The sequence below is a fragment of the Hallella sp. genome (assembly GCF_037460745.1).
Lineage (GTDB): Bacteria > Bacteroidota > Bacteroidia > Bacteroidales > Bacteroidaceae > Prevotella > Prevotella faecis.
The window spans coordinates 1-14,824 of record NZ_JAXVAE010000085.1; the positions used below are offsets into that span (position 1 = coordinate 1).

10 protein-coding genes are annotated in these 14,824 nt (G+C 56.4%); 3 read left to right on the top strand and 7 right to left on the bottom strand.

Annotated features, from left to right (window positions below):
* Positions 1 to 38: 38 nt before the first annotated feature.
* The 4 genes from WKK33_RS04845 to xerA form a co-directional block, all read right to left on the bottom strand.
* Positions 39 to 2,726: an alginate lyase family protein gene (locus WKK33_RS04845; RefSeq protein ID WP_337932740.1), complete on the bottom strand. Its 2,688-nt coding sequence runs from the start codon at positions 2,724 to 2,726 to the stop codon at positions 39 to 41.
* Positions 2,727 to 2,960: 234 nt separating this feature from the next.
* Positions 2,961 to 3,464 carry a sigma-70 family RNA polymerase sigma factor gene (locus WKK33_RS04850; RefSeq protein WP_337932742.1) on the bottom strand — a complete coding sequence of 168 codons (504 nt, stop codon included), beginning with the start codon at positions 3,462 to 3,464 and terminating at the stop codon, positions 2,961 to 2,963.
* Between the two features lie 184 nt (positions 3,465 to 3,648).
* A complete protein-coding gene (locus tag WKK33_RS04855) occupies positions 3,649 to 6,387 on the bottom strand; it encodes a helix-turn-helix domain-containing protein (protein ID WP_337932744.1) in 2,739 nt (912 codons plus the stop codon).
* A gap of 20 nt (positions 6,388 to 6,407) precedes the next feature.
* A complete protein-coding gene (gene xerA, locus WKK33_RS04860; RefSeq protein WP_337932745.1) occupies positions 6,408 to 7,373 on the bottom strand; it encodes a site-specific tyrosine recombinase/integron integrase in 966 nt (321 codons plus the stop codon).
* 120 nt (positions 7,374 to 7,493) lie between these two features.
* Here xerA and aroQ point away from each other — a divergent pair, with 120 nt between their 5' ends.
* Both aroQ and WKK33_RS04870 read left to right on the top strand, forming a co-directional pair.
* Positions 7,494 to 7,934 carry a type II 3-dehydroquinate dehydratase gene (gene aroQ / locus WKK33_RS04865; RefSeq protein WP_337932746.1) on the top strand — a complete coding sequence of 147 codons (441 nt, stop codon included), beginning with the start codon at positions 7,494 to 7,496 and terminating at the stop codon, positions 7,932 to 7,934.
* Positions 7,935 to 7,936: 2 nt separating this feature from the next.
* Positions 7,937 to 8,593 (top strand): class I SAM-dependent methyltransferase, encoded by a 657-nt coding sequence (locus WKK33_RS04870; RefSeq protein WP_337932766.1) that lies wholly within the window; start codon positions 7,937 to 7,939, stop codon positions 8,591 to 8,593.
* Between the two features lie 204 nt (positions 8,594 to 8,797).
* Here the strand turns inward: WKK33_RS04870 and WKK33_RS04875 are convergent, their stop codons facing one another.
* A complete protein-coding gene (locus tag WKK33_RS04875; protein WP_337932747.1) occupies positions 8,798 to 12,217 on the bottom strand; it encodes an AAA domain-containing protein in 3,420 nt (1,139 codons plus the stop codon).
* Between the two features lie 13 nt (positions 12,218 to 12,230).
* Positions 12,231 to 12,743, bottom strand: coding sequence for a methylated-DNA--[protein]-cysteine S-methyltransferase (locus WKK33_RS04880; RefSeq protein WP_287769585.1), 513 nt, complete (start codon positions 12,741 to 12,743; stop codon positions 12,231 to 12,233).
* A gap of 148 nt (positions 12,744 to 12,891) precedes the next feature.
* On the opposite strand from WKK33_RS04880, the gene WKK33_RS04885 reads away from it, so the two are divergent.
* The gene (locus tag WKK33_RS04885) at positions 12,892 to 13,359 is read left to right on the top strand and encodes a nucleoside deaminase (RefSeq protein ID WP_337932748.1); all 468 of its coding nucleotides are present in this window, start codon (positions 12,892 to 12,894) and stop codon (positions 13,357 to 13,359) included.
* 32 nt (positions 13,360 to 13,391) lie between these two features.
* Here WKK33_RS04885 and WKK33_RS04890 read toward each other — a convergent pair whose 3' ends face one another.
* Complete coding sequence (locus WKK33_RS04890; protein WP_337932749.1) at positions 13,392 to 14,408, bottom strand: YqiA/YcfP family alpha/beta fold hydrolase; 1,017 nt, start codon at positions 14,406 to 14,408, stop codon at positions 13,392 to 13,394.
* Between the last annotated feature and the right edge of the window lie 416 nt (positions 14,409 to 14,824).

A 14,824-nucleotide genomic window follows, 5' to 3' on the forward strand; every position in this document is an offset into this window, starting at 1 on the left:
AATGATTAAATATCAAATATATAACTATAGTTAAGCGATTAATATCGCATCAGTACTATTTTGCCATTGTGAATGATGAGGCCCTTGTAGTCAGCTCCCACGCGTTGCCCTTGGATGTTGTAGCGCTTGTCGTCTGACGCCTTGTCGGCATGAATGTCGTGAATGCCGGCGGGCAGGGTGTAGGGTATCAGTTCGACGGGAAAGTTGGTGGGGACGTAGTAAGTGGTGTGGTCAACCGTTCCGTCGTCGTTGATGGTGAAGTAACAGGGACGCTTGTTGCGGAGGTGATACCATTGGGTTCCTGTGGCCTTGCGGAAGTAATAAGGGGTGCGTGTGCTGGCTGTCATGCGCATGGTGAGGGCCAGGTAACGCTGGTCGGCCAAGTTCTGCAAGTCGTAGCAGGGACCGTCGACGTTCTCATTGGTAACCTTCCAAGCCTGCTGTTGCAACGCATCACCTTCCTTTTTGGCTGTAAACGTGGCGTTGGCGTAGGGCAGGCCCTCCACGGTGTTGTTGGTGAGGTAGGTGTCGTGAAACCGGTCGCGGATGAGATAGTAGCCCTCGGGAATGGCGCTGTCGAGCGTATCGCTGAGGTAAGCGACGTAGCAAACGGTGTAGCTCTTGCCGAAAAGGGTGTAGACGAGCGTGTCGACGATGGTGGCTTGGATATCATTGTAGGTCACGCTGCGGTCGGTAGAACCGCTGCTCCATTGGAAACGGATGTCCTTGAACGTGCTGGGAACGTAAGGGGCAAAGGCCACCTTATCGCCCGGTTGGCACAGGCATTGCACCGTGTCGACCTTTACCTTGCCGTTGACGGCCATCTGGGGACGGAAGTATTTCAAGTGGACGCGTATTGTGTCGTATGAGATGGCACCTCCTTGGTTCTTGAATGCCACGGTGAACAGGGTGTCCTTGCGGAGGTTTTTCACTGTGATGTTGCTGCTGGTGGCGCCTGTGCTCCATGCGAAAGATCCGAAACCGTCCTTGGAGGCAGCCTTCAACGTGATGGCGTCGTCGTAGAATATGGTGATCGAATCGGTAGCCGTCACGCCATTGTAGGTAGCCGACACCTCGACGGGAGTTGGTTCGCAATCGCCTTGAACGGCAATGGAGAAGCAGAGATAGCTCTTCACGCCATGCTTGTTGGTGTAGCAAACGCGATAGACATAGCTCTCGTTGGCGGTGACGGTGAGGTTGCGTGTGGTCTCGCCGGTGTTCCATTGCCACTGGCCGGTGTCCTCGCTGCCGTCGCGAAGCTGCGGCAACAACTTGATGACCGTTCCCTTGGCCACACCTGTGTTGTTGTTGGTCTTGAAGGTGTTGGCCAGTCCACCCAACTCGTTATGGCAGAGCGTGTCGTTGCCCACCACCATCTTGGGAGCGAGCAGCGTGGGCACTTCCTCTGTCGTGGCCTTGTGGTCGCGGTAGTTCATCAGCACCGAGTAGCCCAGGTGGTCGTAGCCTCCACTTGTGGATCCTTGTCCACCGCCATCGGGTCCGTTCTTGATGAGGTTGGCGTAGGCCATCTCTGAATAAGGCATGTCTTTGCCAAGCACGCCTTGGTAATGGCCAATCACCGTTCCCCAATAGGGGCGAATTTGGTTGCCAAGGGCCGGACCGGTCATTGTCCAGCATCGGTTGTCGGTGTAATACATGCCATTGGTGCCATACTTATAGTTGGTCCAGGGCAGACCTTCGATGTTTTGCGTCTGTGCGGCAACAAACTCTATGCCGGCGGCCAAGCGGTTGTCCATGAACGAGAACAGGTCGTCGCCTTGGTTCCAAGCCATGTGGGCGATGTCGATGGCCAAGCCGGCGGCCATCGTGGCGTGGCCGATGTCGCGGCCACTCTCCTGCATCTGTCCGATCGTTCCGTACGAAGAGGCTTTCAGGTTGGCGGGAGTGTTGGTAACGGTCACCACGAGATTGCCCATGAACTCGGTCAGACCATCATTCAAAATGGGATTGGCCGTGCGGGGATCGGTGAACGTTCCCACCTGGTCGTACTTTATATAGCTCAGGCCTTGGTTATAGATGAACACGTCGTCGCACAGCACACCGATAGACATGACACACAGGGCGTTGCACAATCCCCAGTTGCTCCAATAGTGCCCAGGGGCTTGCCACCATCTCCCAACGTTCTCCCAGGTGCCATTGCGGCCACGAAGGAAGCCCATGGCAGAGGGGTACCACACCTGCAACATCCATTGGCGGAACTGCTCGAAGCGCTCGGGCGCCCAACCTTCATAGTCGCGCAACAGCTCGGCGGCTTGCGCAAACTGGTAGCCGTAGAGGCCTGCAGCGAGGGCGTAGTTGGAGTCGCCACCGATGCCCTTGGTGGTGTTGGCCCATTGCATGAGCACATTGATGGCATGGCTGGCATTGGCCTTGTTGCCCGTTATTTTCCAAACGAGGGCGTTTTGGTAGGCTATTGTGGCACCGCGGGCTGCGTTGATGTAGTTCTCTCCCTTACCGCCACCGCGCACAATGGTTTGCACGGGCGATGTGCCAGCGGTAGATTGTGCGTAGGCGGCTTGGGTCAGCACTTTGACGGCGGCCGTGATGGTGGGGTCGCCCTTGGCCAACAAGTCTTTGATGCGGTCGAAATCTTCCTGCGTGTGCAGGCCTCCGGGATGTACGAATCCGCGGTTGGTGTTGTAAGATTGGGCCGTTACTCCTATTGTAAGGAGCAAAGTGGTGAGAAGTGCGTAGATCTTCTTCATGGTTGTTTATGTATTTCTGTAGTTTTGTTTCTGATGTTCTCCCTCATCGTTGAGGGTGTTTAGATGCGTTATTTGAGGTGTTTCGCTGCGTCGCTGAGGGTGTTTCGCTGCGTCGCTGAGGGTGTTTCGCTGCGTCGTTGAGGGTGTTTGGATGCGTTGTTGTGGGTTATGAGGACTTGCGTTGATGTGTCTTGAAATCGAGAATCGTGAGTTTCGCGCTTGCCCATCTGTGGGTTAGAAACCGGCGGCCTTGAGCGTTCGTCTTACGAGAAGGCGCGTTCGGTAAAGCCGACCCTCCACCCCGCGCAGCGAGAAGGAGGTGATTTGCATGATTTCTTGTGTCGATTTGTTGTCGAACCTACTGAGTTTGTAGACCCATGCATCCTTGTCGGACATGCGGTTGACGACGCGCTGCTCGACCTGTTCCATTTGTTGGCATTCCAACTCGTGCTGTTCCACGATGGTCTGGGGCCTCATTTGGGTCATCATACGCCTGCAATAGGCTTGGTGGCGCAACCAATCGGTGCGTTTCTGATAGGCAATGGTGATGGCGAGACCTTTTAGACCTTCGGGAAGGATGATGTCGATCGTCAGGATTTTGACGAACACCTCTTGCACGAGATCCCTGGCGTCTTCTTCGGGTATGTTGGCTTTCTGGAAAATGGCCAGCAGCATGGGAGATGTCTCCTCATACAAACGACTGATCGTATCGAGATGTTGGGTGGCTCTTGTTTCCATATAGGGCAGCTTTAGAATGATTTTCTGCCGCAAAGATAAGGTAGAAATCCTAAGGCCGCAACGATTTGCCCCACCAAGAATATCTATCCCACCAAGGCGATGCACTTATCGTCTAACAGTTTGATATTTAACTGATTGCGGAGAAATAGCCTTTGCACTTTTCCGTGGGAAAGTGCAAAGGCGCTTACTCTTTCAGGCTTTTCATGTAGTCTTTCGGCGTCATTCCTGTGGCTTTCTTGAAGGCCACGAGGAATGGGTTGCGGCTCTTGAATCCACAACGCTCGGCAAGGGCGGTGATGGTAAGGGTGCGACTGTCTGGTTGTTGGGCCAACTTCATGAAGGCTTTGATGCGATATTCGGCAATGAAGTCGTAGTAACTGCGGTTCAATACCTGCGAGAACACCTGCGATAGCGTGTGGGTGGAGCACCCGATCGCTTGGGCCAGGTCGGCCATTTGCAGGTCGGGGTTGAGGTAAGGCTTCTCCTTTTCCATGTAGCTAAGCAATGCCTGCTGCCATTTCCGGCCTTCCTTCTTGTCGAGTCGGCTCTTTTGGTACTTCACGGGTTGCGGCGCGAAACGCTTCCAGAAGTAAGGCTTTTTATGGTAACGGCACCACGCCACATGGCCGATGAGCGCCAACAGCAACAACACTATAATAAGGAGGAGGATGGCGCCCGATGTCATGGGCACGTCGACCACGATGCATCCATTCACTTCAGGCATGCCCACCGCCTCTATGCGGAGCGTGTATCGTCCAGGCCACAAGTTGCGATAGGCAATGATGCGTGTGCGGTCGGCCATGTTCCAGTGGTCCTCGTGGCCTTCCAACTGATAGCGGAAGGTCAGGTCGCGCGTGTTTCCGAAGGCGAGAGGTGTGAACCTCACGGTGAATTCATTGTTGTGTCGGCTCAAGGTGAGCAGGCTGTCGAGCAGCACGCCACTGATCTCTTCGGGTGTGAACCAATGGTCGGTTTGTATCTCCGACAATGTGATGGGGATATGGCGGAACTTTGTTTGGCGGATGTCGCTTAGCTTGGCGTACACCAATCCGCCATTGGTGGCGGCCCAATAGGTGCCGGATGACTCGTCGATCTGTATGGCGTGCGACTGGAATTGCGAGTTGGCAAATCCGTCGATGTGGCCAAACCGACGCGCCGTACCTTGTTTGTCGACGAAATAAATGGCATCGGAACAGGTAATGATATAGCACTTGTCGCCAAACGGTAGGATGTCGAGGAGCGTGCTGTAGCTGTCCAGATCATTGAAGCTGAGTCCCCTTAGGATGCCTTCGGCGGGGTCGATCGTGCCTGGAAAGCCGTTTTGTGGGATAAAGATCATGCGCCCATTGGCCAACCGCTTGATGCTTCTCAGCATGCCCATCTTAACCAACCTCGGCATCATGCCTGACGTGGTGATCATGTGATAGTAGGAATTCCACATACATTGTCCACTTGCTGTGGAGATCCAACCTTGTCCATCGTTCGCCAATCCGATGCAGAACACTTCGTTGTCGGGCAGTTGCGAGTTGCGCGTGGTGTAGAGATGTAGCGCTCCCGAGCCGTTGCTGTAGTGGCCCAATCCGGCCGATGAGCAGATCCACACTCCTCCCTTGTCGTCGCTCACCATATCGTAGATGTTGGCTCGGGCCAGTTGGGCCAGTTGGGGCGAAGGCATAGGTGCGAGCGTGGTGGCGCTTATGCGGTGCACCCCACCCCCAATGGTTCCCACCAGATAGGCATCGCCCACCTTTCGTATGCTTGAAACGATGTCGGCGCCCAGCGTCTCACGCCCCACGTAAGCAGCCGTTTTCCGCTTTTGGTCGACCACATAGAGTCCATTGCGTGTGCCCATCAATATGCGGTCGCCATCCAACAGGAAACTGCGTACGGCATGATCGGCACTGTCGAACACCCCAGGCAGGCGGAACGTATGGAAGATGCCACGGTTGAGATAGCTGTAATCGACACCGAAGAACTTATATCCGATCCAGTCGATTCCCTCGTTATCGCGACAAAACACCATGGCATTATTGATGCGCATCCTTGTTACATCGGCAGACGAGGCCAAGGGTTGGCTTGTGTATCGGTGGGTGATCGTGCGACGGTTGGGGTCGACCTGCATGCAGCCGTCGAACGCCGTGACCACCAATAGCTGGCCTTGGGCATCGACCGAAAGGTTGGTTGCCGCATGGATATCGCTGATAAAGGAGGAGAATTGGTTGGTTTTGGGGTTGAAAACGAGTAGGCCATGCTCACGCGTTCCCAAGTAAACACGCTTTTTGTCGCTGGCCATCGATAAGAGAGTGGCGTGGGTGAATGGTGCGGGCAGGCTGTGGAAACGAGCCGCCTTGGGGCGTTCCACCGGTGCTGTTGCCACCCGATTGGCAGCGAGGAGGCACAAATGCTTTCCGCAAACCGCCGTCTTCCTCACACTATGGCTGTTTGTCGGCTGATGGGCAAAGATGTTAACCGCCTCCACCCGGTCGTGGCTCATCTTGAAAAGCCCTTGTGCCGTGGCGATGAAAAGCGTTCCATCGGAGGTGCGCAAGAGGTCGAACACCTCCGTGTCGATGACGTCTTGATGCACGCGGCGCATGGAAAGATGTCGCCGGTCGACTTTCCATAGGCCCACATTGTTGCCTATCAGCAGCGTTTCCCGGTCGTTCTCCATGATGGTGTTGACGCGCAAGTTTCTTTGCGTGTTGTTTTCGGGGAAGTCGATGTTGAGGAGATGTGTGCCGTCGAAGCGCGACACGCCCTGCTCGGTGCCGAAGAACACGAAGCCATATTGGTCGCGTAGCACACTCGTCACCGTCGCAGAGTGCAGTCCGTCTTCTTCAGTCAACGTACCCCATTGCCTTGTTTGCGCTACGCTGCCCAAGGTCAGTAGGAGCAGGAGATATAGTAGGTTTTTCTGTTTCATGCGATGAGGGATGATAGGGGTTATCGGCACCCGTTGCGTATGTTTCGTGGGTGATGGCAGAGCACCGCCTGTCGGAGCGACTCGTCGTCCATGTGGGTGTAGATTTCGGTGGTTGCTATGTCGGCGTGGCCCAGCAAAACCTGTATGACGCGCAGGTCGGCGCCTCCCCTTAACAGGGCCGTGGCGAAGCTATGGCGTAGCGTATGGGGCGACAGGTTTTTCTTGATGCCCGCCGCCTCGCCCAGCCGTTTCACCATGATGAGGATCATGGTACGCGTGAGGTGGTGCCCCCTTCGGTTAAGAAACACATAGTCGTCCTCTCCGGGCTTGATGCGCATCTGCCTCCGATCGTCGAACCAAAGCTCCAGTTCGCCCACCGCCCGTTCGGAGATAGGCACCAGCCGCTCCTTGCCTCCCTTACCCACGACGCGCATGAACCGCTCGTTGAGGAACAGGTTCGACAACTTCAGTTCCACCAGTTCGCTCACCCGCAAGCCACAGGAGAAGAACACCTCGATGATGGCTCGGTTGCGGTGGCCCTCCGCTGAGGTAAGGTCGATGGCGGCCTCAAGCCGGTCTACTTCCTCGGTTGTTAGGTATTCGGGCAGGTGCTTGGGCAGATGGGGCGACTCCAACAGTTCGGTAGGGTCTACCTCAAGGTATCCGTCGACCACGAGGTAATGGTAGAACGTGCGTACCCCACTGAGGATGCGCGCTTGGCTTTTGGGCCCTATGCCCCGCTCGTGGATCCAAGCGGCAAAGCGTTGCAGGTCGTCGAGCTTCACGTCGGTTGGCGTGAGGCCCTGCTCACTTAGGTGGTTGAGCAGCAGGTGGAGGTCGTGGCGGTAGGCGTCGATGGTGTTTGGCGAGTAGTTGCGCTCCAGTTTCAGATAGCGTATGTAGCGCCTGATGAGTGGCGCCAGCGTTGTGCCGTGGGGGGCCTCACCCTGTATTTTTGTGAACGATTTGCTTTGCGCTTTATCCATTTTAGCTTACCTTTGCATGAGATAGATGGCACATGGCAACCCGAAGGCATGCTTTTCGTGGCACTCGTGCCATCTATCAATATGGCAAAATTAGCGAAAACGAAGCAAAAGACCAAGGAAATGAAGAAAATTCAGATTGTAAACGGCCCCAACCTCAACCTGCTGGGAAAGCGCGAGCCGGGCATTTACGGCAGCCGTTCGTTTGAGAGCTACCTGTCCGCCTTGCGCGAGCGTTACCCCGATGTGCAAATAGATTATTACCAAAGCAACATCGAGGGCGAACTCATCAACAAGATGCAGGAGGTGGGTTTCGATTATGACGGCATTGTGCTCAACGCCGGCGCTTACACCCATACGTCGATCGCCCTGCTCGACTGCATCCGTTCGTTGCGTTGCCGGGTGGTGGAGGTTCACATCTCCAATGTGCACCAGCGTGAGGAATACCGCCACCACTCCATGATATCGGCGGGCTGCAAGGGTGTTATCTGCGGCTTTGGCCTCGACAGTTACCGTTTGGCCATCGAGGGATTGCTGGCCGATATGAACCAAGCGAAGGGCTGATGATGACTCTCGACGACTACATTCTCAATCACATTGAGCCCGAGGGCGACTACCTTCACCGCCTTTGGCGCGCCACCAACATCCACACCATTCATGGACGCATGGTGAGCGGCCACCTGCAAGGGCGCCTGCTCAAGTTGCTGGTGCTCATGCTCAAGCCCCAGCGCATCCTCGAGGTGGGAACCTTCTCGGGCTATTCGGCCCTCTGCATGGCCGAGGGACTGAAGCAGGTGCACCTCTCACGCGGCACCGAAGGCGTGCGCCCCATGCTCTACACCTATGAGATCAACGACGAGATGGAGGACTTCACTCGGCCCTGGATTGAAGGGTCGGATGTGGCCGACTACATCGATTTCCGCATTGGCGATGCCATAGCCGAGGCGCCCCGGTTGGGGTTGACGTTCGACATGGCGTTTCTCGATGGCGACAAGCGCACCTATGTGGAGGCTTACGAGACCCTGTTGCCCCTCATCAACTCTGGCGGCGCCATCCTGGCCGATAACACCTTGTGGGACGGGCACGTCGTTGACCCAGCCTACGACCACGACCATCAGACGGTGAGTATACGCCAATTCAACGACCATGTGGCCGCCGACCCACGTGTGGAAACCGTCATCCTGCCCGAACGCGACGGCATGACGCTCATCGTGAAAAGGTGACCGCGCCCTCCTTTCCCTAAAAGACATGAGATAACACCAGTCGGAATTGAATTAACCCCTTGTCCGATTTGGCTTATCCCCCCGATCGGTCCCATAGAAATCTAATGTCCGATTTGGGTTAAACTGCGAGCTCCTATTTCAGGATGTCATCCCGAAATAGGAGCTCGTGGTGTGATGCGTTTTTGAGTTGTGCGCCAATGGTGGCTAATGGGTTTCCTGGATGAACGCGCCGTTTTGCTTGACATACTGGATGAGGCGGTTGAACACCCGACTCTTTTGGAGCGTAGGGATGTTGCCCGTGAGGATGAGTTGCTTGCGCGCCCTTGTGAGCGCCACGTTGAGTTTGCGGTCGATGACGCGCCCATCCTCGGTAAACGAGTTGGCGGTGAGGAACTCGAGTTGGTAGCGTTGCTGAATGGTGAACGAATAGATAATGACATCGCGCTGCGACCCTTGGTAGCGCTCTACGGTGTCGATGCTGATGTTCTCCAGCTCGGGCATGCCCAACTTCTCTATCTCCTTGCGTATCATGGCAATCTGGTTGCGGTAGGGCACAATGACTCCCACGGTCTTTGCGGGGTCGAACTGTTCGCCGTAGAAGCGCCGTGTGCGTCGCAACATGTCGGCCACGATGCGCGCCTCGTCGGTGTTTACCTTGTCGGAGATGTCGGGGCGTCGGCAATCGGCCGAGGCGATGAAGATCATTCGGTGCTCCGAGAGCGCGCGGTCGAGGTCGTCTTGGCTCGTTGCGGTGTAGGCCAACGATGTGGCCCTTTGGTGGGCGAGGGGCACAGGCTGCAACTGTTCGGCAAAATAGAACTCGTGGTTGGGGAACTCCGCGATGTCGGGATGCATTCGCCCCTGCCGTGAGAGGATGCCGATAAACTCGCTTCGGTGGTTCTTCTGCTCGATGCGTATGAGGCGTTCGAAGAGCGAGTTGCGGCAATCGGTGAGCCCGATGGCGTTGAGCCTCTCGTCGTCGACCACCGATTGGCTGGCGTCTTGCTGCACTACGGCTGGCAGTTGCTTATAGTCGCCGACGAGGATAAACTTGTCGGGACGGGTCAGCAAGCCCACGATGTTGGGTTCCAGGATTTGGCTGGCCTCGTCGACGATGGCCAGGTCGAAGTGTTTGAGGTCGAAGAGGTAGGTTCGGCTGAGCATGGTTGCCGTGGTTCCCACGATGACCTGCGTGTCGAGAATCTTGCTTTTGATCTCCACCAACTTGCTATATTGCTCTAGTGCGTGGTCGAGCAGGTGGTTGCGAAAGCGCTTGTCGCACGTGTGCTCGTTGCCGATGCGCAAGAAATGGATGCCGTTGTCGCATAGCATGCCGCATATCTCGTCGACCGCCCGGTTGGTGTAGGCCATGAGAAGCACGTTCTTTCGAGGGGCCGTGGCGTCGCCGTCGGCTTGTCCCTCCGTGTTGGGCGCAATGGTCTCCTTGACCAGGTATTGCAGGGCCATGCTCGTCTTGCCCGTTCCCGGCGGACCGATGAGCAGGAAGTAATCGTTGGCTTGCATGGCGCGCAGCACGATGTCGTTGTAGGAAGGATTGTAGTTGCGGCTGAGGCGAACCGTCGGGTTGCGCTCGGGTTGGCGCTGGCCGAGCAGCAGCGCACATTTCCCCGTTTTGTCGTTGATGAGCTGGTGGAGGCTGCGCAAGGCCGATGTGGCGTTGGCTCCGGTCTCCGCATGCTCTATGCACCACGCCACGGGATGGTTGCCCACGGTGTTGCGCCGTCCCGCCTCCTCAAAGATGTCGGGGTTTTGCTGGCCATCGCTCAGTTGCACCGTTACCTCGTCGGAACGAATCTCGGTAAGGGCGCCCCGGAAGAGCAACGACCTACGCACGTCGGGCAGCCCCTCCTCGAAATACGGATAGAGGTAAACCACGTCGCCCATGCGGAAGTTGGGCAGGAAGTCCTCACCCTGGTTGGGCACGCTTAGCGTAATGATGTCGTAGCCGTTGTAGGTCGACGATTGGCGCTTGTTGGTGATGCGCAGGTTCGTATAGATGTTTCCCGTTTCCTTTTTCTCCGTGAGGGGCATGTTCCAAAGGTCGGCCGCCGCATTGCCCGTGCCTTCCACAACGCCCAGTCGGCTTGCCAGTTGCTCGCGGTAAACAAAGTTGGCCATGTGGCAGAAGTAGCTATGCGTGAGCGGGTCCATGTCGTGCAAGGGCTCTGTTACCGCACATAGTTGTGGGTAAAGGTAGTTGTTCCACAATTTCTCGTTCACCTTCTGAGTGCGAAGGGCCAGTGGGTCGAGCTCGTCGATGATGGAGTTGAAGCCATTGCGGGCAATGTTGAACTCCGTCGTCACTATCTGGTTGCGCAGCTGGATGGCCTCGTCGATGAGCTGTCGGAAGTAAGTGGCTCGCGGAAGGCCCATGGGCATGGGATATTTGGAGTAGAGCAATCGGCCGTCGATGCTGTTGTAGGGCAGCGAGAAGTTGCGACTCAGACACTCGTAATAGAGCAACAACTGTACGTAGTGGGGCTCGGTGAGCATGCTTCCATGCACCGTGGACCGTTGGGTTTCGAGCGAGAAGTTCTTGCCCGACTTTTGCTCGACAAGCAGCCGGAGGTCGGTCGTCATGAGGTCGATGCGTCCTTGCAGTCCCATCTGCTCGCATACGAAGCTCGGTTCGAGAATGGCCTTGTGCCGGTCGTATGTCGATCGGAAGAGCGCATCGACCGCCTTCTGTATGTTTTCCACCTGTTTCCGTGCCTCCAGGTGGAACGATGTTTGCTTGTTGAGGTCCTGGCAGGTGCAGTATTCGAGGGCTTTCTCTCGGAAGTTCGACTTGAACGTCACCGTCCAGTCGTAGTCCTCGCCCTTGTTGATGATGTCGTCGAGCGCGCTTCCGGCAAAGTTTCCGATGAGGATGGCTTGCGAGTTGGCCGCCTCTTTCAGACGCTTGAGGGTGTAGACGAAAGGCGAATGGCCATAGGGCGTGAAGCAAGCGGCCAGCGAACTGATGTCGATGAGAAAATCGGGCTCCACGATAACCTGCCTCACTTGGCACGCCTCTTGGCCCTGTTGGGGAGCCACGTCGATGAGGTTCACCTGCGTTCCCGCCTGCAACAGGTCGGCGAGGTACTGCAAGCGCGGCTCGCTGCAGTCCACTTGGAGCATTTTTTGATCAGCGTCTTGTGCCGTCTCCACCGTTACCATGTAGCCTTTCACGGCACGCACGATGCACCGCACACATCGGCGGTCGATGTGTCGCATGGAGGGTTGAGGCTTGCGCGACATGGGTATGTGCCCGATGAGCTCGGCAGGAATGTCGGTGTCGAACACCTTGGAGATGAGTACCGCCAGCGCGCGACAGTCGTAGAGCAGCTCCTCGCGTTGGAGTGGGGCGGCGCTGTTGGAGTCGTGTCGCATCTTTTGGATGTCGAAATAATCGTTCGCCCCGATGCGTTTCAACTTGCAGAGCACGTCGACCTTGGCAAAGAGCGACCCTATGGCGTCGGGTGTTCCGGCCAGTCCAGCGGCGCATGTGAGCACCAATGTCTCGTGCATCAGCTTGTTGAGCGTGGCGGGTTTCACCTCTGTCGCCGTGGCGATGTAGGCCACGCGATGGAAGAGCTCGGTGGCGGTGATGTTTGAAGTCATGCTTGTCGGAGGTCTACTGTTGGTTTTTGTCGACCTGAGCCTTCTCCCATTCGATGAGGCGGCGCTTCAGGTCGCGCCCCCAGTGGTACTCTCCGTAGGTCCCGTCGCTGTGTATCACGCGGTGGCATGGCACCAGTACGGCTATGGGGTTCTGCGCAATGGCCGTGGCCACGGCGCGCACCGCCGTAGGCTCCCCTATGGCCTCGGCCACCTCTTGGTAAGAGCGCGTCTGCCCGAAGGGTATTTTCAGCACCTCCTGCCACACGCGAAGTTGAAACGCGGTGCCCCGCAGGTCGAGCTGCAGGGGATGGTTGAGCTGCCCAAAGGCCACGCGGCTCACGGTGTGGGCCATGTCGTCGTCTTGCGTGGTGGGTGTGTATTCGCCCCATCGCTCGGCCAATTCGTGGATGGTCTCTAGTCGGTTGAAATCAAGAAACTGCAGGTCGCAGACCCCTTGCTCGGTTCGTGCCACGATGATGTCGCCAAAGCGGCAATCGCTAAATCCGTATACTATCTCGTTACTCATACTTGCAAAGATAGTGTTTTGAAGTTAAAAAAAAGCGGTAAATGGTTAAAAAGTGGTGGCCTTTCGGGTGGTTCATCCCGAAAATGCTTACCTTTGCCCTTCCTGCCCAATGGGTGGGTGGAATCCTATGTTTACAAAATCAAACGATATGACACAAGAAGAACTGATGCGCCGGGCCATTGCCCTGAGCGAGAAGAGTGTGAAGACGGGCGGCGGGCCTTTTGGCGCCGTCATTGCCCGTGGTGGCGTAGTGGTGGCCGAAGCCTCAAACAGCGTGACGATCGACGACGACCCGACAGCCCACGCCGAGGTGAACGCCATCCGCATGGCATGCCGCGGACTGAAGACGTTCGACCTGAGCGGGTGCGACATCTACTGTTCGTGCGAGCCCTGCCCCATGTGCCTGGGCGCCATCTATTGGGCGCGCCTCGACCGTGTGTATTATGCCAACGACCGCAAGGACGCGGCCCGCATAGGCTTTGCCGACAATTTCATCTACGACGAGTTGATGATCGACCCCGACAAGCGCAACAAGCAGTTTAGCGTGTTGCTGTCCGAGGAAGGTCGTCGGGCCTTCGACATGTGGATGGAGAAGTGCGACAAAACCGAGTATTGATGCCTTGCCGGGCAACGTAATGGCACGGTGGATTATTGTCCGCCGAGCCGTTCGAAGAAGGTGATGACGTCTTCCCAGGTTTTAAACTCATCCGACCCGAAGGCCAGAGCGGTGCCCAGAAATCCCTCGCAGGGTTCCGCGTCGATGAAATAGTCGCCGTAGAGCAGCGCCTTCTGGTTGGTGTAAACCACGTGGTCGTGGGCGGGTGTGCTGAGATATTGCTCCGTCCATTCGGCCATCTGGCTCAGGGCGTTGTGGCCGTTGGTGGGCGCCGGCCCGACGATGTACACCTGATAGCGCTCCACGAGCATGGCAAACGCCTTTTGCAGGCACGACTTGGGATGGCCGTAGCTATCCTTCAGCGTCGACGAGTCGATGTAGACGATGGGGCGCTCGCGACCCTCCTGGCGGTCGTCGATCCAGCGTATGACGGGCACCACGCCATCGAGAAACGACCGGTCGTCCATGCGGTGGGCGCCATGGAAGTGGGCCGCCTGCGGATAATGGGCGGTGAACAGTCCGAACGTGTCGACCAGTTCATCCTTATCGCCAAACAGTCCCCAGACGCGTTGCTGCTCGCGCTTGCGCTCGTCGGCGTCCATGGCCTCGAGCGTGGTGAAGCACTGTTCGGTTATTTCCTGGTACTCCTTCTCGAGCGCCTTGGTCATCATAAATTCCTTCTCGCCGTCCTGTCGTGGGTTGGCCCACACCTGCTTGCCCGTCATACCATGGCTTTTTAGTGTCTTGGCCATCTCGAAGGCCGGGTTCACGCAGATGCGGTCGTATCCGTAGAGCATCTCCGTGTACATGCCGCCCATTGATGTGCCGATGATGAGGTCGGGACGCTCCTCCGCCGCTTTGGCGCGCAGCAGCTCCATGGCCTCGGCAGGATGGAGCGGTAGGTCGAATGCCACCACCGTGGCCTCGGGAAACGTTTCTTGGATGCGCTTCACCGTGCCCGAGGCAGCCGACGAGGCGAATCCGTGGTTGTACATAATCTTCTTTCCCCGCATCAGGTCGGGGAATTGTTTGATGTATGGATTTTCCATTTTGGGCTTGTATTTGTTGTGGTGCAAAGTTAATGTTTTTTGTCAGAAAACCATCAATCATCGGGGTGAATAAATTGTAGGAATGTGCCCGATTGTTTTTGCCTCAACCCCAATCGGTCATGAATGATAGAAAGAATGGCTACCCATTCGGCCGATAAGGCTCAGCCCACCCTTGGGGCTAATAGGTAATCGTTCGTGTTCAAACAAGAGAAAATGGGGTGGGGGAAGTAGGTTAAGAGGTTGGGTTGACGACCGATGCTCAATGGAGGGCGCCTCTGAATTAAGCCAACAATCTATAGCCGAATCTACACATTTCTTTTCCACGACGGATATATTTGGCCGAAATACGCCATTCTCGGTGCGTTTTCGTAACAGCCTAACACTCAAACGCTTATACTTGTTGCGCATCGCTCAAC